Genomic DNA, 18,011 nt, shown 5'->3' on the forward strand with positions numbered 1-18,011 from the left:
TCCTATCGTCTCTGCACGGCGAGCGTCGCCGCGCGGCGCCAGGCGCCGACCATCGTGGGGCGGTGCTCGCTGGGGTGCTTGAGGTTCCACATGCGGTTGGCCGCGAAATACCATGAGGCCACGAGCACGAAGGTCTCGGACACCGCGGCACCCGCCAGCGACCATGTCGACGGCGCGACCGCCAGCAGGATCCCGATCGTCACGAGCCCGACAACCGCGCCAGCCAGGGTGATGAAGGCGACGATGCGGAAATCGCCGACGATCTCCAGGACCACGCGCGGCATCACATAGCCCATGATCGGCACGAAGTTGGCGATGGCGAAAATTCCGATCAGCCCGACCGAGGCATGCTGCAGGGCCTGGGACTTGATCATCGGCAGGACGAACAGGACGCCGCAGCCATAGGCCAGGCTGCCGACGCCCATGACGAGCGCCCAGATCTTGGCCTGCGTCCATACGCGGTCGAACTCCTTGTTGCGCATCAGCTTTGCGAGTTCCGGCTGCGTCATGTTCGAGAAGGCGAGGCTGGAAATGCGCAGCGGCGCAAACAGCACCAGCACCGCCGCCAGCGGCGCGTAGGCGGCGGGCCCCGCGATGCCCGCGACCAACAGCGCCAGGGATTGCCCCTGGATGTTGGTGGTGGTGGCGCTGAACCCCGACCAGCAGAGCTGCGGCCACAGCTTCGCATAGCGCCGCCAGGTCGGCGCGCGGAAGGAGATGCGCAGCCTGCGGCGCGCCAGCCTCACCAGCACGGCGATGCCGACGACATTGGCCGCTGCAAGCGCATAGAAAGTGGCCTGAAGCGCATCCGCGAAGAACCAGATCGCCGCCCCCGCGAGGACTATGCCGGCGATCGTGAACACGGCGTCGCTGATGGAGACGACGAGTTGCATGCGTCGCGCGAAGAAGGCCGTGCGCATATGGCTGCGCAGCGACCAGGCACAGACGAAGCAGGCGGCGCCGATGCCGCTCGGGTCGCCCAGGAGGCGCATCAGCAATCCCGTGCCCAGCCCCATCACCAGCGCCACCACCAGCGCCGCCGATCCGAAGGTGACGTCATGGGCGTCGACGCCGGCGCTGTTGGTGCTCTTGCTCATCCATATGGTGGCGGGAACGGCGGTGAGCGAGCGGATGTAGGACAAGCCGACGCCGCCCATCACCATGGCGAGCGCGAAGAGGCCGTAGCCTTCCGCCGACAGAAGATGCAGCAGCGCGATGTTGAGAGCAAAATGGAAGCCGCTCTGCATCGCCTCGCCGCCGATCATCAGCATGAGGCGCCGCACCAGATGGGCCGGGAAGGTGAACTTCACGGGCTTGTCTCCGCCTCGCGGGCAATGCGCGCCCGCTCCTGCCGCGGCGTTGCCGCCTTCAGCTTGTCGGTCACGATCGCCACGATCGCGGCGGCGGCGATATGTTCGCTGAACATCACCTCGTAGCGCGCCCGGCCGGCGGCGGCGAAGCCGCGCCAGAGGTCCGGCCGCGGGATGATCTCCGCGAGCTTGCCGGCAAGGGCAGCGGCGTTGCCCGGCGGCACATGCCAGCCGGTCTCGCCGTCCGCCACCACTTCCACCAGCCCGCCGATCGCCGACACCAGCGGCGGCCGGCCCCAGCCCATCGCCTCGATGGCGACGCGGCCGAGCGATTCCGGCCGGCGCGACGGCACCGCCACGATGTCGGCCCAGCGGTAGTGATCGGTGGGGTCGGAGACGAACGGCAGCACCTCGACATGCCCGGTCAGTCCCATGCGCCCGACCAGCTCGGCCAACGCCTGCTCGCGCTCGACGCTTTCGAAGGCGCCGCCCACCAGGCGGACCTCGACACGGTCGCGCAACGCGGCGGGGAGCGAGGCGACGGCTTCGAGCAGCACCTCCTGCCCCTTGATCCGGTTGACGCGGCCAAGCAGCAGAACCTTGAGCGGCCGGCTGCCGTCATAAGTCATCGGCAGGGCGGCGGCCGGCCCGGCGACGCCGTTATAGACGACGTGCGTGCGCCGTCCCCTGGCATCGATGGCCGGCGGGTCGCCGAAGGTGGCGCGCGTGGCGCGGGAATTGAAGATCAGGTCGGCCTTGCTCCAGCGCATCAGGGCGACAAGCACCGTGCGCAGGACGCCCTCGGGAATCTCGTGGATGTGCATTAGCGCCTTGCGCGGCAAGAGGCGCGCGGCCAGCGCATAATCGGCGATGATCGAAGTGTTGATATAGGTCAGGTCGCTGCTCCGCATGCGCCGCCAGGCGCGCCAAAGCGCCGCCGGCAGCCGCGCCATCTCGACGGTGGCGAGCCTGAGCATCGCCTGGCGCCTGAGCACCCAGAGCGGCTCGAACACGATACGGCTGGCATGCGGCTTGAGGATATCGACAATCGGGCCCTCGCGCGGCAGCACGACCTCGATCTCCGCGGCCGGAAACGCGGCGCGCAACGCGGCCACGCTCTCCGCGAAGCTGCGGTCCGAACCATAGAGCTCATAGCCCTGATGAACGCAGGCAATGCGCATCACTCTCTTTCCACCTTGCACCCCGAGTCCGCTCAGCACCGGACCCTTCAAGCGCGGAAGAAACTTCATGCCAAATCCGCACGCCGCTCTACCCAGCGGCGGCCACAGCAGGCCCGGGAGCAAGGATCATGCCGGGTTCCTGAACGCCCTGCTGCGACCCTGGAACCCCAGCCGTGCCCCGTATCGGTACAGATACGTCGCGAAAGTTGACCGATAATGAAGCAAGCCATGCTTTCTGAAGAGAAATTTTACACCTTCATGCGAGTATTCGCCTTGGGGGTACCCTGGCACAGAAGTTGCTGGGCGTGTCATTGACGTAACAACAACCATGACCGGACCCCGGGGAATCCTTTATTTTGAAACCGGAACGACCTTCCAACCTGATCGAAAAGCCTTCGATCCTGATCCTGGGGACACGCGGCATTCCGGCTTCTCACGGCGGCTTCGAGACCTTCGCCGAGCGGCTGGCGCTTTTCCTGGCCGGACGCGGCTGGAAGGTCGGTGTCTACTGCCAAAAGGAGGTCGAGCGCGTCGGCCAAAGGGTGACGAGCGAGACCTGGCGCGGCATCGAGCTCATCACCATCGAGGTCGCCTCCAAGGGTCCGCGCGCGACGCTGGAATTCGACTGGCAATGCGTGCTCGACGCCGCCAGGCGGCCGGGCGTGTGCCTTGTGCTCGGCTATAATGGCGCGGTTTTCCTGACCTGGCTCAGGCTCATGCGGCGCAAGATCATCACCAACATGGACGGGATCGAGTGGCGGCGGCCGAAATGGGGACCGGCGGCGCGCAGCTGGTTCTGGCTCAACGAATGGATCGGCGCCTGGCTTTCGCACCGGCTCGTCGCCGATCACCCGGCGATCGCCGATCACCTGGCGACAAGGCGGCCGCGCAGCGCCATCGCCACCATTGCTTACGGCGCGGACCCGGTGACCTCGGCTCCGGAGGAACCCATTCGCGCGCTCGGGCTCGAGCCCGGTAAATATCTGGTCTCGATCGCGCGGATCGAACCCGACAACAACATCCTGCCGATCGTCGAAGCCTTCCGCCGCCGCGATCGCGGCGACACCAAGCTGGTGGTGCTGGGCACGCTCAACGACGAGATCCCCTATCACCGCGCCGTGCGCGAAGCGGCAGGTTCGGTGGTGATGCTGCCGGGCGCGATCTATGACCAGGCGGTGGTGAAGGCGCTGCGCTACCATGCGCGCGCCTATATGCACGGACACACGGTGGGCGGCACCAACCCCTCGCTGGTCGAAGCGCTGGCCGCCGGCAACATGGTGATCGCGCATGACAATCGCTACAACCGCTGGGTCGCTGGCGATGCGGCGATCTATTTCAGCGACACCGACAGCCTGAGCCAACGGATCGACGAGGCGCTGGCCGATGATGCCCTTGTGGCGCGCTGCAGCAAGGCGGCGCGGGCCCGCGCCCGCGAGGCCTTCTGCTGGGAAGACGTGCTCAGCGCCTATGAGAAGGAAGCGCTGCGGCAGCTCGGTGTTGCCACAGCCGTGCCGGCGAAAGCCGACCTCGCCAAGCACGCATGACTGGCCCACTCGTGACCGGCTGGTCGCGCCGACGAATCCTCGGCGCGGCGCTGGCCGCTGCGGCATCGCCTCTCACGACGGCGGTTCCACCGCTTTTGTCTTCGGCGCAAGCCGCCACCGGCGAATGGCCTTTCCGGCACGGCGTCAACACCTGGCCATGGTTCGCGCTGACGCGCGAATATCCCGCGCCACGCACCGATTACGGCTGGCCGCCCTTCCAATCGCAGCGGCCCGTGCCGACGCCGGCCGACCTTGCCCGGCTGCGCGCCAGCGGGCTCGATTTCATCCGCCTGCCTGTCGATCCAGGCCCGTTCCTTGCCGCCGACGCGGGCCAGCGCGCCGAGCTGATGGCGATGCTGGGCGCGGCGGTCGAGGCGGCGCTCGCGGCCGATCTCGCCGTCATCGTCAACGTGCAGGCCAACGGCGCCACGCATTACTGGAATCCCGACCGCATGTATTCCAGCACTGCCGCGCCGGAATTCGCGCGCTACCAGGTCTTGGTCGGCGAAGTGGCCGGCATGCTGGAAGACATGGCGCCCGGCAGGATAGCGCTGGAGCCGGTCAACGAGCCGCCGCAGGACTGTTCCTCCGAGGCATGGCCCAAGGTGCAGGCCGCGCTGCTGAGCGTCGCGCGGGGCGCGGCGCGAAAGCTGCCGCTGCTCGCCACCGGCGGCTGCGGCTCGATGGTGCGGGGGCTCGCCGCGCTCGATCCCGCACCGCTGGCGGACTACGAGCCGATCCTGTTCACCTTCCACTTCTACGAACCCTATCTGTTCAGCCATCAGGGCGCGCCGTGGATGCGCGAGCCGGTCTACCGCGCGCTGAACAACGTGCCGTGGCCGGCCTCCGCCGGGACGCTGGAAAGGACGCTTGCCTCGGTCAGGGCAGGGATGGCGCAGGATTCCGAGAGGTCCGACGAGGCCAAGAAGGCTGCCTATGCCGAGACCGAGAAGGTGCTCAAAGTCTATTTCGACGCCCAGCCCGACCGCCGCTTCATCGACGGCTACCTCAAACAGGTAAGCGACTGGGCGGACAGAAACGGCATCGCGCGCGGGCGCATCATCATGGGCGAGTTCGGCGCGCTGCGCACCGACGCCCGCTATACCGCCGCGCCCAATCCCGACCGCGCCCGCTACATCGCCGATGTCCGGCAGAGCGCCGAAGCGAGCGGCTTTCCCTGGGCGTTCTGGGACCTGTTCGACGGTATGGGCATGATGGACGACACCACGCGCGCGCTGGATCCTGCGATGGTCGAGGCGCTTGGGCTGAGAATGCCACGCGCTTGATTTGTTGAATCATCAAACCGCGCTAAGGGTTTGGTTTCCATCTAGCGGTGATTGGCAAAAGCCGACGTGACGGCTGATCTCCCTACTTGTGGGGGAGATGTCCGGCAGGACAGGGGGGGCCGTAGAGCACCTACGGCTGCGTCCTTTGACGCGCGATAGTCCTCGCCGGCCGATAAAGCACCAGCGCGATCACCACGAATTTGGTCATCAGCGTCGTCTTGGAGGCGATGCTCTCGGAGGTGTTGAGCAGGATGAGCCAGCCCAGCATCGGCAGCCAGATGCCCGGATGGCAGCGGCGCGCGACCTCGTGCATGAACAGCGCGAAGCCGAAGAAGATCAGCAGCGTGAAGAACGCCCCCTGGTAGAGCGTCAGGCGCAGGACCGGGTTCTCGATGCCCTGCTCCAGGCCGCTGATGCGGCGCATGCTGTCGAGCAGGTCGACATCGGGCCCGACGATCAGGTCGCGCAGCTCCAGATGCCTGAAGAGATCGAACATCTCGACGCGGGCGTTGGCGCTGCCGCTGTCGGAGACGAAACGTTCGAGCAGCGCGTCGAAGAAGCCGTAGTAACCGGCAAGCGCGACCGCCAGCGGCAGCAGCGCGGCGAGCATGATGACCAGCGCGGCGCCCAAGAGATTGACGCGCCGGGTCCTGAGCTGGGCCAGACCCTGGATGAGCAGGTAGGCGCCGCCGAGCAGGATCGTCAGCACCATGCCCGAGCGGCCGCCGAAGGCGACCAGCGCGCAGAACTGCAGGCCGACGAGCGCCAGCCTGAGCGGCGTCGACAGGGAACGCGAGCCCGACAGCAACGACAGCACATAGATCGAGGTGACCGTGGCATTGGAGAGCGGGTGCCCCTGCAGCGCCGTCGAGCGCAGATCGTTGACGAACACCGCGCCGTCGAACCTGTAGGGGAACACCAGATGCTTGGTGCCGAATTCGAACAGCGCCAGCAGCGCGTTCACCGTCATGACGACATGGATGACGAGCTGCAGCCAGGCAAAGGTCTTCTCGTCATCTTCGCTGAGCAGCAGCACGAGCAGCGCAGGCGCGACGAAAGTGTCGATCATGCCGGCCATGCCCGGACGCTGCCTGAGGATGACGACGAAGAGAAGCACCGTCGAGATCACCGCCATCAGCATCGTTGCCGGCCGCTTGTTGGTCACATGGACCACATAGCCGACCGGATTGCCGAAGGTGCAGGAGCGCCAGACGAAGGTGAGCACGAAGAGATAGGTGGACGGGTGGATCTTGCTCAGCGGGCTGCCTTGCAGGCCGTCGTAATTGTAGCCGGCCAGCCACAGCATGCCGCCCGAGACGGAAAACAGAAGCAGCACCGCCACGGTGATGCCGAGACGGGTCAGCGTGTCGACAGGAACAACGCGTCGACCGGGGATGCCATAACCCGAAACGGGGACAGGCCGGGCGGGACCCGCCAGGATCGAGGCCATGTCAGGCCGCCTCGTCGACCAGCATGGCGCCAGTCGGCAAGCGCCCCATGACCGAGACCGCTTCGGAGGTCGAGGCGACGTCGCGCATCGGCGTCGCATTCAGCCTGGCCACGAGCAGGATCTCGTCGGCCATGGCGACCAGCGGCAGGACGTTGAGGTCGTCGGCCAGCGCGCCGCCGTCGACGACGACGAGCTCGAAACTGTGGTTCGCCTCGGCCAGCATGCGATGGGCGAAATAGAGCGCCTGGGCCTCCTGGAACACCGCGGTCGGCCGACCCCTGCCGATCAGCGCCACCGAACTGCCGGGCGCATAACGGCTGACCGCTTCGAGCGGATATTCGCCACGCAACACGTCGAGCACGCCGGGCTGCGGGTCCTTCTGGCCCTTGCCGGCGTTGATGTCGATGAACAGCACGCGACGGCCCCTGGCGGCGGCGGCGTTGGCGAGCTGCCATGCAACCCTCGAGCGCTGCGCCTTATCCTCGGGCGGCGACGCCACAAGGATGGAGGGGACCAGCGGCCAGTCCGGCGGACGCCTGGTGGCGGCGGCGATGCGCTGCAGCGCGAGCCCGGCCACGGCATCGGTCTTTTGCACCACGCCGCCTGCACGGCCAAAGCGGCGGCGGCCCCTGCCCGGCAGCACGCCCAGCACCGGGGCTTCGATAGCCGACTGCATCTGGTTGGCGGAAAGCACGGTCGGCGAGAGATATTCGGCGATCAGCGCCATGCCGACGCCCAGCGCCAGCCCGCCGAAGATGGCGCCGAAGATGAGCAGCCCCTTCGGCGGCCAGCTCTTCTTCAGCGCCGGCATGGCCTGCGAGATGATGCGGGCGTTGGTGCTGTTGACGTTGGTCTGCTCGCGCGTTTCCTGGGCGCGCTGCAGGTAATTGGCATAGACGGTGCGCACGGCATCGAGGTCCCGCTGCAGCTCGCGCAGCCTGACCGACGCCTGGTCGGTGTCGAGCGACTTGCCCTTCAGCGACGCCACCTTGGCTTCCAGTTCCTTCTGGTTGGCCAAAGCGCGCTGGTAATCCGTCTCGGCTGCGGCGACGAGGCGGCCGAGCTCACGCGAAATCAGCTTGCGCAGGTCGCTCAATTGCTGCTGCGCCGAGATCATCGAGGGGTGGCGCGGCCCGAGCGCGGTGCCGAACTGCGATATCTGATCGACGAGCGTCGCCTCCTGCGCCCTGAGGCTGGCGATCACCGGCGAGCGCATCGCCTCAGACGTCGCGTCCGGCGCGCTGCCCTGCCGGCGCAGTTGGTCGACCTGCGCCTTGAGCTGCGCGGTACGGGTCTGGGCGGCGGTCAGCTGCGTGTTGAGGTCGGTCAGTTCCTGATCGCTCACCAGATTGCCGGCTGCCATGACCATATTGTGCTCGGCCTTGTAGGTCTCGACGGCGTTGGCCGCCTGCTCGACGCGCTTGCGCTGGTCCTCCAGCCGGGCGCTGATCGCGTCGGAAGCGTCGGCGGCGGCCTTCGAGCGCGCCTCCGCCTGGTCGTCGAGATAGGCCTGAGCGATGGCGTTGGCGAGCTCGGCCGCCAGGTCGGCGCTCTTGGCGGTGATGATGATGTTGAGGACCAGCACCTTGTCGTCGCGCTTCACCGCCAGGCGGCGGCGCAGCGAATCGAGCGTCTGCGCCATCCTGTCGCCGTCGTCGGAGCCGAACAACATGCCGAGCCACCCGCCGAGCCCGCCCTGCCCGTTGAAGTCCGGGTTCTCGGTCAGGTTGGTCGCCTTGATGGCGCGCAGCAGGACGCCGTTCGACTGGGCCACGCTCACCTGGCTTTCGACCTGGGTGATGCCGCCATCGGGCGAGATGCGGCTTGGATTGACGTCGTTGGTGACGACCTGGAGGTCCTGCGGGTCGATGATGATCTGCGCCGTCGAGGAGTAGAGCGCCGGCGTCAGCATGGCATAGACAAGCGTCAACGCGGTGAGCAGCGCGGTGACGGCGAGGATCAGGAAGCGGCGCCGCAGCAGGATGCGGCCGAGATCCCCAAGCTCTACCGTGGCTTGCGCGGGCGCGTGCGCATAATAGGCCGGCGCCGGCGCCATCGCCTCCGGAGCGTTCTGCTGAGGCACCATGAGCAGGGGTGGTTGCAAAGGTCGCTCCGACAACGCTCCATCGGCCGGCAAGATGAGAAATGCGGCGTTGGCCTAGCTATTCCCGGCAACGATTAAAACACTGTTAATTATGTTCATAAATTGGCACCGCGCTGGCACGAAGTTTGCACCGACGCAGTAGAATTTAAGTGCAGCCTAAATTGGAGACATCGTGCGCATGCGGCGGAAGCTTGACCTGGCCAGCCGGGCCGCCGGCACCGGATATGAGTCGCGCAGGGATTGGCCATGCGCCTGACCCTGCGCCTCAACGGCAATTGCGCGCGTGCTTTCCACGTGGCGCTGGCCGAGCGGCTGTCGCGGCTGCCCGGCGTGGAGCTTGCCGTGGACGCCCGTCCGGCGCCCGGCGGTGTGCCGCGCAGCGCCGAAGCGCTGTTCCAGCTTGAGACGCTCATCCATCGCCTGCCCGCCAATGGGACGGCAAAGCGTGTGCCACTTTCGACACTGGCCGGCCATGCGAGACCATCCGCGCCGGCCGATCTCACGATCGATCTCGTCGGCGACGTCGAACCGCAGGGCCGACGGGTCTGGCGGCTTGCCTATGACGGCGTCTGTGGCGAAGAGGCCCTGCTGGCGCTGATCCTTGCCGGCCGCACGCCGCTTGCCCGCCTGGAACAGAACGGCGCGACGGTCGCAGAGGGGCGGCTCGGCACCGAGTATCACGGCATTGCGCTCGCTTCCTTCCAGGACATGCTGACGCGCAGCGCCGGCATGATCGCCGCGGCGGTCAACGGCGCCGCGCGCTCGTCGCTTCCGGCGCTGCCCGAACCGTCATCCGAGACGTCGGCTCCGGCCATGCCGTCGGCCATGAAGCTCGGTGTGCGGGCGGCCAAGGCGACGGCGCGCCGCATCGTCCAGCAGATATACCATCTGTGCTACAACGCCCCGCATTGGCGGGTCGGCTGGCGCGAGACCGGAGGCAAGGACCTCTACGAGCTGCGCGCCCATCCGCAATCGGGCTGGCGCGACCTGCCCGACGACTGCAGCCGCTTCTACGCCGACCCGTTCCCGGTGGTTCATCGGGGCCAGGTGACGCTGTTCGTCGAGGATTATATCCATCGCACCGGCAAGGCGATCCTGTCGGCGGTGGCTTTCGGGCCGAACGGACCGGCAGGCCAGCCGAAGCCGGTGCTGGAACTGCCCTATCACCTCTCCTACCCCTTCGTGTTCGAACGCGACGGCGAGATGTGGATGGTGCCGGAAAGCTCTGCCAACCGAACCGTCGACCTCTACCGCGCCACCGCGTTCCCGGGCGGCTGGGTCAAGGAAGCGACGCTTCTGTCAGACATCGTCGCCAGCGACGCCACGCTCACCGAGCATGGCGGGCGCTGGTGGATGTTCGCCACCGTGCGCGACGGCGGCGGCGCCTTCTCGGACCAGCTGCATCTGTGGTCGGCGCCGGATTTCCGCGGACCGTGGACGCCGCATCCAAAGAACCCGTTGCTGGTCGACATCGCCTCGGCGCGGCCGGCAGGCCGCATGGTCAACCGCGGCGGCCAGCTCCTGCGCCCGGTGCAGGACTGCCGCCGCAGCTATGGCGCCGCGCTCGGCATAGCGCGCGTCACGCAGCTCGACGAGAGCGGCTTCGAGCAGGTCGTCGAAACGATCCTCAACCCCGGCGCAGGCTGGGCCGGCCGCAAGCTGCACACGCTCAACGAGGCGGGCGGGCTGGAATTCATCGACGGTTCGGCAATGGCGCCGCGCTGGAAACGCACGCAGAGGCAGGATCCCATGCCTGCGGGCGGTGGAGAAAAGACATGAGCATCGCAGAAGATCGCGAAACGCCGGCCGTGCCGGCCGGCCGGACCGAGGTCGAAGTGGCGATCGTCGGCGCGGGACTCGCCGGAACCGTCCTGGCGACAACGCTCGCCAATGCGGGCCGCAAGATAGCGCTGGTCGACCCGCATCGCATCCACCACGACGAATTCCGGGCCGAGAAAACCCGCGCGGAGCAGATGGGGCTGTTCGAGAAGCTCGGGCTCGGCCCGGCTTTCAGATCGCTCGTCACACCGATGACTGACATCAATGTCTTCCGCTTCGGCAAGTTTTTCGAGCGTAAAGAAGGTCCGGAGTTCGCCTTTTCCTACACGCCGCTGGTCAACGGCCTGCGCTCGGCGCTGCCGCCGCAAGTGCCGCTGACGGTGGGCAAGGTCGCCGAAGTCACGACTGGGCCGGACCGGCAGCGCCTGGTGCTCACCGACGGCTCCGTCATCGAAGCCCGCCTGCTGGTGGTGGCGACCGGCTATAGCGAGGCGGTGCGGCGCGCCATCGGCGTCGAGCGCATCGATGAATCGAAGGCGCATTCGCTGTCGACGGGCTTCGACCTGGCGATCTCTCCGCGGGAATTCGGCCCGCCTCTCACCTTCTATGGAACGCGTGTCGCCGATCGCATCCCGTTTATTACCATCTTCCGCATCGGCGAGCGGATGCGGGCGAATATGTTCGTCTACAGGACCGTCGCCGATCCGTGGGTGCGGGATTTCCGCGAAAACCCGCAAAAGATGCTGCTGGAACTGATGCCGGAGATTGCCGAGCGATGCGGCAATTTCGCGATCGCCAGCGAAGTGGACGTGAGGCAGGTCAGCCTGACGACGACGCAGGGGCACCGCCGCGACGGCGTCGTCTTCATCGGCGATGCGTTCGCCACGACCTGTCCGGCGCAAGGCGACGGCATCCACCGGGTGCTTACCGATGTCGACCGCCTCACGACGCACATCCCGGCCTGGTTCGCAACACCCGGCATGGCGGCCGACAAGATCTGCGTCTTCTACGACGATCCTATCAAGGTCGCCGCCGACGCCAAAGCCATGCGCGCCAGCATCTATGCCAGGCAGATTACCGTCGAGACCGGGCTTGAATGGCGCCTGCGTCGCCTGCGCAACAACACTGCGCGGCGCCTGATGATCCTCGCCCGCCGGTTCCGTGAGGCGGGAAAACCGAGTGACGCCGCGCCTGCCGTAACAGGAGTCGCTTTCGACCGCACCGACGAGGCAGGTCAGGAATTGCCCGCCGGGCCGCGCCTGGGAACATGATCGTGAGTGAGCTTACGAATCCGTAAGTCGCGCTTCCTGGCGGAGCTGGTTTAGATCACGGGCGAGCAGTGTCTCCTGCTCGGCGGGACAGCACTCCCGTCGCACCAATGGCCCCGCTGTCACCTCTATCGGTTCGGCAACGGGCTATCGAGCGGCGGCTCTCACGAAGCGGATTAACCTAATTTTTCATTGCTACCCTGCTCTCGCCTGGGTTGCTTGAGATTGTTTCAGCCACTCATGATATTCGGCCGCGTGGGCTGTGGAGCAGAAAGATGGACACCGCACAGGGCCGCGAAACGCCTGCCGTCGAAGTCGAAGTGGCGATCGTCGGCGCCGGGCTGGCGGGGACAAGCCTGGCCGCGGTGCTGGGCAAGGCCGGCCGCAAGGTGGCGCTGATCGACCCGCATCTGGTCCATCACGACGAGTTCCGCGCCGAGAAGATCGGCATGAAGCAGATGCAGGTGTTCGAGAAGCTCGGTCTCGGGCCGGCCATCCAGCCTTTGGTCACGCCGATGACCGACATCCATGTCTTCCGCCTCGGCCAGCTCTTCCAGCGCGAACGGAAATGGGAATTCGCCTTCTCCTATGGCGCGCTGGTCAACGGCATGCGGCAGGCCCTGCCCGCCCAAGTGCCGCTGACGGTAGGCAAGATCGCCGAGGTCTCGACCGGGCCGGACCGGCAGCGCCTGGTGCTGACCGACGGCTCCGTCATCGATGCCCGGCTGCTGGTGGTGGCCACCGGCTACAGCGAGGCGGTGCGGCGCGCCATCGGCATCGAGCGCGTCGAGGAATCGAAGGCGCATTCGCTGTCGATCGGCTTCGACCTCGCGATCGCGCCGCAGCAATGCGCCTATCCGGCCGTCACCTGCTACGCCAGGAACCCGGCGGATCGTGTCGCCTATCTCAGCGTCTTCCCGATCGGCGACCGCCTGCGGGGCAACATGTTCGTCTATCGTACCGTGGCCGAGGAATGGACGCGGGCATTCCGTGAAAATCCGCAGGCCATGCTTTGCGAACTGATGCCGGAGATCGCCAGGCAATGCGGCAATTTCGCCGTCGCCGGCCCCGTCGAAGTGAGGCAGGTCAGCCTGACGACGACCAGGCATCACCGTCGCGCCGGCGTCGTCACCATCGGCGACGCGTTCTGGACGACATGCCCGGCGCCCGGCATCGGCATCAACCGCGTGGTGACCGATGTCGACCGGCTTACCTCGACCTACATTCCGCAATGGCTCTCGACGCCCGGCATGGACGCCGACAAGATCTGCGCCTTCTATGACGACCCGGTGAAGGTCGCGACCGACAAAGCCGGCATGCGCTCCAGCATCTATGCCAAGCGCATCACCATCGAGACGGGGCTCGAATGGCGGCTGCGCCGCCTGCGCAACAACGCCGCGCGCCAGCTTATGATCCTCGGCCGCAAGATAAGCCACCGCGAAGAGCTGCCGGCGCCGAGCGCGGCATAGGGCCGAGATCCCAAGCGGGCAGGCGGCCGGGATAGCGCCCCTCTGCCCTGCCGGCTTTCGTCGCTCGGAAAGCCAAGCAGTTGGCTTCCCGTCCGCTTCGCGAACCGCTCCCCAACCCGCTCCTCAACCCACAAGGGGGAGATTGGCTGTGTCGGTCGCTTCGCCCTATGTTCAGACTCCAACAAGGAGGACGAAGATGACGCATATCCGGCCGATGACGCGCAACGACCTCGCGGATGTCTCGCGGCTGCTCGGCCAATCCTGGCGGCGGACCTATGCGCCGATCATGGGCGACGAGACCGTGGCCAGGCTCTCCGACGAAAGGCACGCGCCGGAAAGGCTCGCGGCCGAGCTCGAGGACGAAGACATCATGTCCTTCGTCGCCGAACGCGCCGATGGCTCGATCGCCGGCTATGCGATGGCGTCGATGGACGCGAAGGGCGACGTCATGCTGGACCGACTCCACATCGAGCCGGCGGCGTTTGGCAGCGGGCTGGCGGTCGACCTTCTGCACGCCGTGCTCGCCGCACATGCCGGCATCCCAAGCATCGCGCTGGAGGTGATCGAGGGCAACGACCGCGCGATCGCCTTCTATCGCAAGCATGGCTTCGAGGTGGTCGAACGCCGGGAAGCGGCACACGGCGTCGGCGGTCACGCCTCGCTGATCATGCGCCGCATGCTGCCGATGGCCTAAAGCGCGTCGCGATCTTTCAGATTTTCAGATTCGCCCCCTGCGCTTTAGGTCCTTGATTCTACGCATGTCTTTGTCCCGAAACCGGTTCCCACTTTCGGGAGTCATGCTTTAGATTCGAGGCGGTCCAGGTGGTTCCGTCAAGCTCCGAGGGAGTGCAGCCAGCCGGAACCACCCGCCCGCCTTGTGTCCTTCCCAAGACGCATGAGCGATACGGCTCTGCCTCCGGCCCCGCTTTGATCAGGATCAAGCGAATGTGCCGGCTGGACGTCCCGCCTTCGGCCTCTATATTCGCGAGCGCTGATTTTCCTTCGGAGATAGATGCATGAGCCTCGGCAGACACAAACTCGGCAGCCAGGGGCTCGAAGTCTCGGCAATCGGTCTCGGCTGCATGGGCATGAGCCAGGCCTATGGTCCAGCCGACGAGGCGGAGTCGATCGCGACCCTGCACCGGTCGATCGAACTCGGCTGCACTTTTCTCGACACGGCCGAGGTCTACGGACCCTTCGTCAACGAAGAGCTGCTTGGGCGCGCGCTGGAAGGCCGGCGCGACCAGGTGACGATCGCGACGAAATTCGGTTTCCGCATCGTCGACGGCAAGCAGGCCGGCCTGGACAGTCGACCAGAGCATATACGCGAGGTGGTCGACGCTTCGCTGAAGCGGCTCGCCACCGACCGCATCGACCTGCTTTATCAGCACCGCGTCGACCCCGCCGTGCCGATGGAGGATGTCGCGGGCACGGTCGGCGAATTGGTAGCGCAGGGCAAGGTACGCTTCTTCGGCCTGTCGGAAGCGGGCATTGCCAACATCCGCCGCGCGCATGCCGCGCATCCCGTCTCGGCGCTGCAGAGCGAATATTCGCTGTGGGAGCGCAACCTCGAGCCGGAGATCATCCCGGCGCTGAAGGAGCTCGGCATCGGCCTGGTGCCGTTCGCGCCGCTCGGCCGCGGCTTCCTCGCTGGCGACGTCAAGCGTGCGGAAGACTATCCGGATGGCGATTTCCGCCGCGGCGACCCGCGCTACCAGGGCGAGAATTTCGACCTGAATGTTGCCGCTGCCGCCGTGGTGCGCGACATCGCCGACGCCAAGGGCGTGAAGCCCGGCCAGGTCGCCATCGCCTGGCTGCTCGCCAAGGGCCCGGACTTCGGCATCGACATCGTGCCGATCCCCGGCACCAAGCGGCGGACTTATCTGGAGGAGAATGTCGCGGCGGCGGACATCAGGCTGGACGCGACCGAGATGCTGGGGCTCGACATGGCGCTGACGCCCGACAAGGTATCGGGGCCAAGGTACAACGAGCGGACTATGTCGCTGGTGGACCGGTAGGCGTTATCCCAGCGCCTACTTCTTCTTGCAGTCCGCCATCGCCTCCATCGCCTTCCTGGCCTCGCCCTCGCTGGCGTATTTCTTCTTGCCGAGATCGACGACTAGCGTGCCGTCGGGCTTCTTGGGCACAATCTCGCACTGCTTCGACACGACGTCCCTGGCGACCCAGTATTCCTCGGCGGCAACCGCAGGCAGGCCGGCAATGCCGGTGGCGAGGATGGCGATAGCGAAGGGGCGAACCATTCCTGATCTCCATTGCTTCATGTTGCTGGAAAGCAGGCCGCAACTGCCGGGCAACAAATGAGGCGACGCCCGGCGCCCTGCTCTTTGAAAACGCCCTCCCCGCCGCCGTGTTCCGACGGCTCAGGCGTGCGAATGCGGATCGATGCTGTAGGGGTGTACCGGATAGTCCGGGCCGATCGCCTCTTGCACCCTGCCCAGCCAGGCGTCGACAGCCGGATAGTCGGCGAGCGAAAAGCCGCAATCCTCGGCGCGGTGGGTATAGGCATAGACCGCTATGTCGGCGATGGTAAGCGTGTCGCCGACGAGGAAAGGCGTGTCTTGCAGGCTGCGCTCCAGGGCGCCAAGCGCCCGCACGCCCGCCTCCTGCTTACCGGCGACCAGCGCCCTGTTTCGCTCCAGCCGCCCGGTCAGCGTCCAGAAGCGCAGCGAGCCGATGACCGGCTCGATATAATATTGCTCGAAGAACAGCCACTGCATCACCTTGGCGCGCAGGAGCCGGTCCGCCGGCAGATAGGGCGTGCCCTCCGCAACGCAAACGAGGATCGCGTTCGACTCGGCGATCGCCTGCCCATTCTCCACGGCGAGCACTGGAACGGCGCCCGCCGGGTTGAGCTTCAGGAAAGCTTCGGTCCGGCTCTCGCCCTCGAAGATCGAGATGATGCGGGTTTCGTAGGCGATGCCCAGCAGGCCGAGCAGGACGCGAATCTTCCAGGCATTTTGCGACGGGAGATAGTCGTAAAGCGTGAGCATGGCGCGGTCCCTGGTTGATGCGGATGCTTCGCATGGCGGGGGTGCAAGGTACCACCCGATTCAGGCGCAGGTAATCTCCCGGGGGAGATCAGCAGCTTCGACGCCTCGCCCTCACCGCCCCGCAATATCCTTCGCCACCGCCTGCGCCTCGATGCCGATCTCGCGCAGCAGGCCGGTGACCGGATTGTAGAAGCCAACGAGATAGACGCCGAGCTCCGTCGCGCGAGTGTTCACGCCGCTCTTGTCCGGGCTAAGCTCCGCCGGCAGGAAGGCGTCATAGCTCGGACGGTAGCCGGTGGCGAAAATCGCCGCGTCGAACTTCTTCTCCGCCCCGTCGGCGAATTTCACGCCGTCCCCGGTGAAGCTTGCGATGTCAGGGGCAATGCCGATCCGACCCTGCTTGATCGCCGCCACCGTGCCGACATCGATCACTGGAATGCGGCCGGCATCGATCCCTTGCAGGATGCCCTGCTTCGGCCGCACGATGCCGTACTTCTCCAGCCGGCCCAGCGCCAGATCGAGGATCTTGGGAAACATCCAGTCGTTCAGCGCCTGCGGCATCGGCCGGCTGGCGATGCCCACCATCTGAATCGGCACGCCGAACAGCTGGCGCGGCACGATATGGACGCCCTTGCGCACCGAGATGGTCGGATGGGCGCCGCTTTCGGCGAGGTCGAGCGCGATCTCCGCGCCCGTATTGCCCATGCCGATGACCAGCACGTCCTTGCTGACATAGGGCGTGGCCTCGGTATAGGCGGCGCTGTGCAGCAGCTTGCCCTTGAAGGCCTCGATGCCCGGGAAGGCCGGCGTGACCGGCTCAGCATTGTTGCCGGTGGCAACGACAATTTTGCGGGCATTGAAGCGCCCGGCATCGGTCTGGACCTGCAGCCGATCGCCTTCGCGGCGGATGGATTTCACCGTCACGCCGAAGCGCGGCTCGAGCCCGAAACGCTCGGCATAGGCATCGAGATAGGCCACGACCTTCTCGCGCGGCACATAGCGCGGATGGTTTTTCGGGAACGGCACGAAGGGCAGCGATGACAGGGATTTCACCGTGTGCAGATGCAGCCGCCGGTAGTGCCGGCGCCAGGAGGGCGCAACCTCATTGGCCTTTTCAAGGATGATGAAATCCTGCCCCGCCTGTTTCAGGCAGGCGGCGACCGCGAGGCCGGCAGGGCCGGCGCCGACGATGACGACATTGGTGTCCAAGGACCTCACCTCCCGCCCAAGCGACAAAAGCTATGCCGGGAGGCATGCGGCGACAAGTAGGGAGCAGCACCTATAGGGCGGCGCTTTACTCCATGGCGCCCGGCGTCTCGGGCTCGTCCTCGGGCGGTTCGAGTATCTCGATCAGCTTCGCCACGCGGGTGCCGGGCATGGCGCGGCCTTCGTTGACCAGCGCCTCGTCGGCGCCGATCCAGGCGAAGGCCTCGCGCAGTTCCTCGAGGCTGGCGCCGGTGAGCGCGATATCCGCGATAACGGCCTCGTCGACCGGCCCGAGCACGGAAATGATATCGTTGCGGGTCATCTTGTCCTCCCCCATGGGTCGGGATGATTGCCCAAGGAAACGGCTGGCGAGCGGAGCGGGTTCCCAATATCCGCGGGCCGG

General features: G+C 66.4%; 15 protein-coding genes. 7 read left to right on the top strand and 8 right to left on the bottom strand.

The window, feature by feature from the left end; translation table 11 throughout:
* Positions 1–2 precede the first annotated feature (2 nt).
* Together RFM41_RS25070 and RFM41_RS25075 are read right to left on the bottom strand one after the other, a co-directional pair.
* Positions 3–1,310 carry a polysaccharide biosynthesis protein gene (locus tag RFM41_RS25070; RefSeq protein ID WP_320251885.1) on the bottom strand — a complete coding sequence of 436 codons (1,308 nt, stop codon included), beginning with the start codon at positions 1,308–1,310 and terminating at the stop codon, positions 3–5.
* Positions 1,307–2,491 (bottom strand): glycosyltransferase family 4 protein, encoded by a 1,185-nt coding sequence (locus tag RFM41_RS25075; RefSeq protein WP_320319304.1) that lies wholly within the window; start codon positions 2,489–2,491, stop codon positions 1,307–1,309. The genes RFM41_RS25070 and RFM41_RS25075 overlap by 4 nt, the downstream gene beginning before the upstream one ends.
* Positions 2,492–2,847: 356 nt before the next feature.
* Here RFM41_RS25075 and RFM41_RS25080 point away from each other — a divergent pair, with 356 nt between their 5' ends.
* Both RFM41_RS25080 and RFM41_RS25085 read left to right on the top strand, forming a co-directional pair.
* A complete protein-coding gene (locus RFM41_RS25080) occupies positions 2,848–4,035 on the top strand; it encodes a DUF1972 domain-containing protein (protein ID WP_320251888.1) in 1,188 nt (395 codons plus the stop codon).
* Positions 4,036–4,046: 11 nt separating this feature from the next.
* Positions 4,047–5,321 carry a glycoside hydrolase family 5 protein gene (locus RFM41_RS25085; RefSeq protein ID WP_320251998.1) on the top strand — a complete coding sequence of 425 codons (1,275 nt, stop codon included), beginning with the start codon at positions 4,047–4,049 and terminating at the stop codon, positions 5,319–5,321.
* Between the two features lie 130 nt (positions 5,322–5,451).
* Here RFM41_RS25085 and RFM41_RS25090 read toward each other — a convergent pair whose 3' ends face one another.
* On the bottom strand, positions 5,452–6,771 hold the full coding sequence (locus tag RFM41_RS25090; protein ID WP_320251890.1) for a VpsF family polysaccharide biosynthesis protein: 1,320 nt from the start codon (positions 6,769–6,771) through the stop codon (positions 5,452–5,454).
* Between the two features lies 1 nt (position 6,772).
* Positions 6,773–8,875 carry a GumC family protein gene (locus RFM41_RS25095; protein ID WP_320251892.1) on the bottom strand — a complete coding sequence of 701 codons (2,103 nt, stop codon included), beginning with the start codon at positions 8,873–8,875 and terminating at the stop codon, positions 6,773–6,775.
* Positions 8,876–9,121: 246 nt separating this feature from the next.
* On the opposite strand from RFM41_RS25095, the gene RFM41_RS25100 reads away from it, so the two are divergent.
* The 5 genes from RFM41_RS25100 to RFM41_RS25120 all read left to right on the top strand — a co-directional run bounded on the left by RFM41_RS25100 (position 9,122) and on the right by RFM41_RS25120 (position 15,409).
* Positions 9,122–10,654, top strand: a complete 1,533-nt coding sequence (locus RFM41_RS25100) for a glucosamine inositolphosphorylceramide transferase family protein (protein WP_320251894.1) — start codon at positions 9,122–9,124, stop codon at positions 10,652–10,654.
* Positions 10,651–11,925: an FAD-dependent monooxygenase gene (locus RFM41_RS25105; RefSeq protein ID WP_320251896.1), complete on the top strand. Its 1,275-nt coding sequence runs from the start codon at positions 10,651–10,653 to the stop codon at positions 11,923–11,925. Before RFM41_RS25100 ends, RFM41_RS25105 begins: the two co-directional genes overlap by 4 nt.
* A 272-nt stretch (positions 11,926–12,197) precedes the next feature.
* Complete coding sequence (locus tag RFM41_RS25110) at positions 12,198–13,391, top strand: FAD-dependent monooxygenase (protein WP_320251898.1); 1,194 nt, start codon at positions 12,198–12,200, stop codon at positions 13,389–13,391.
* Between the two features lie 196 nt (positions 13,392–13,587).
* On the top strand, positions 13,588–14,085 hold the full coding sequence (locus RFM41_RS25115) for a GNAT family N-acetyltransferase (RefSeq protein WP_320251899.1): 498 nt from the start codon (positions 13,588–13,590) through the stop codon (positions 14,083–14,085).
* A gap of 322 nt (positions 14,086–14,407) precedes the next feature.
* Positions 14,408–15,409, top strand: a complete 1,002-nt coding sequence (locus RFM41_RS25120; protein WP_320251900.1) for an aldo/keto reductase — start codon at positions 14,408–14,410, stop codon at positions 15,407–15,409.
* 15 nt (positions 15,410–15,424) lie between these two features.
* Here the strand turns inward: RFM41_RS25120 and RFM41_RS25125 are convergent, their stop codons facing one another.
* The 4 genes from RFM41_RS25125 to RFM41_RS25140 form a co-directional block, all read right to left on the bottom strand.
* Positions 15,425–15,652: a hypothetical protein gene (locus RFM41_RS25125; RefSeq protein WP_320251903.1), complete on the bottom strand. Its 228-nt coding sequence runs from the start codon at positions 15,650–15,652 to the stop codon at positions 15,425–15,427.
* A 120-nt stretch (positions 15,653–15,772) separates the two neighbouring features.
* A complete protein-coding gene (locus RFM41_RS25130; protein ID WP_320251904.1) occupies positions 15,773–16,402 on the bottom strand; it encodes a glutathione S-transferase family protein in 630 nt (209 codons plus the stop codon).
* Between the two features lie 111 nt (positions 16,403–16,513).
* Positions 16,514–17,611, bottom strand: coding sequence for a flavin-containing monooxygenase (locus RFM41_RS25135; protein WP_430691555.1), 1,098 nt, complete (start codon positions 17,609–17,611; stop codon positions 16,514–16,516).
* An 85-nt stretch (positions 17,612–17,696) separates the two neighbouring features.
* Positions 17,697–17,930, bottom strand: coding sequence for a hypothetical protein (locus RFM41_RS25140; RefSeq protein WP_320251909.1), 234 nt, complete (start codon positions 17,928–17,930; stop codon positions 17,697–17,699).
* Between the last annotated feature and the right edge of the window lie 81 nt (positions 17,931–18,011).

It is taken from the genome of Mesorhizobium vachelliae, from assembly GCF_033977325.1.
GTDB lineage: Bacteria > Pseudomonadota > Alphaproteobacteria > Rhizobiales > Rhizobiaceae > Mesorhizobium > Mesorhizobium vachelliae.

Bases quoted from the DNA above. Each gene is read 5' to 3' on its own strand.
- RFM41_RS25075 (WP_320319304.1), bottom strand. From the start codon at position 2,491: ATGCGCATTGCCTGCGTTCATCAGGGCTATGAGCTCTATGGTTCGGAC.
- RFM41_RS25090 (WP_320251890.1), bottom strand. From the start codon at position 6,771: ATGGCCTCGATCCTGGCGGGTCCCGCCCGGCCTGTCCCCGTTTCGGGT.
- RFM41_RS25100 (WP_320251894.1), top strand. From the start codon at position 9,122: ATGCGCCTGACCCTGCGCCTCAACGGCAATTGCGCGCGTGCTTTCCAC.
- RFM41_RS25105 (WP_320251896.1), top strand. From the start codon at position 10,651: ATGAGCATCGCAGAAGATCGCGAAACGCCGGCCGTGCCGGCCGGCCGG.
- RFM41_RS25110 (WP_320251898.1), top strand. From the start codon at position 12,198: ATGGACACCGCACAGGGCCGCGAAACGCCTGCCGTCGAAGTCGAAGTG.
- RFM41_RS25115 (WP_320251899.1), top strand. From the start codon at position 13,588: ATGACGCATATCCGGCCGATGACGCGCAACGACCTCGCGGATGTCTCG.
- RFM41_RS25120 (WP_320251900.1), top strand. From the start codon at position 14,408: ATGAGCCTCGGCAGACACAAACTCGGCAGCCAGGGGCTCGAAGTCTCG.
- RFM41_RS25125 (WP_320251903.1), bottom strand. From the start codon at position 15,652: ATGGTTCGCCCCTTCGCTATCGCCATCCTCGCCACCGGCATTGCCGGC.
- RFM41_RS25130 (WP_320251904.1), bottom strand. From the start codon at position 16,402: ATGCTCACGCTTTACGACTATCTCCCGTCGCAAAATGCCTGGAAGATT.
- RFM41_RS25140 (WP_320251909.1), bottom strand. From the start codon at position 17,930: ATGACCCGCAACGATATCATTTCCGTGCTCGGGCCGGTCGACGAGGCC.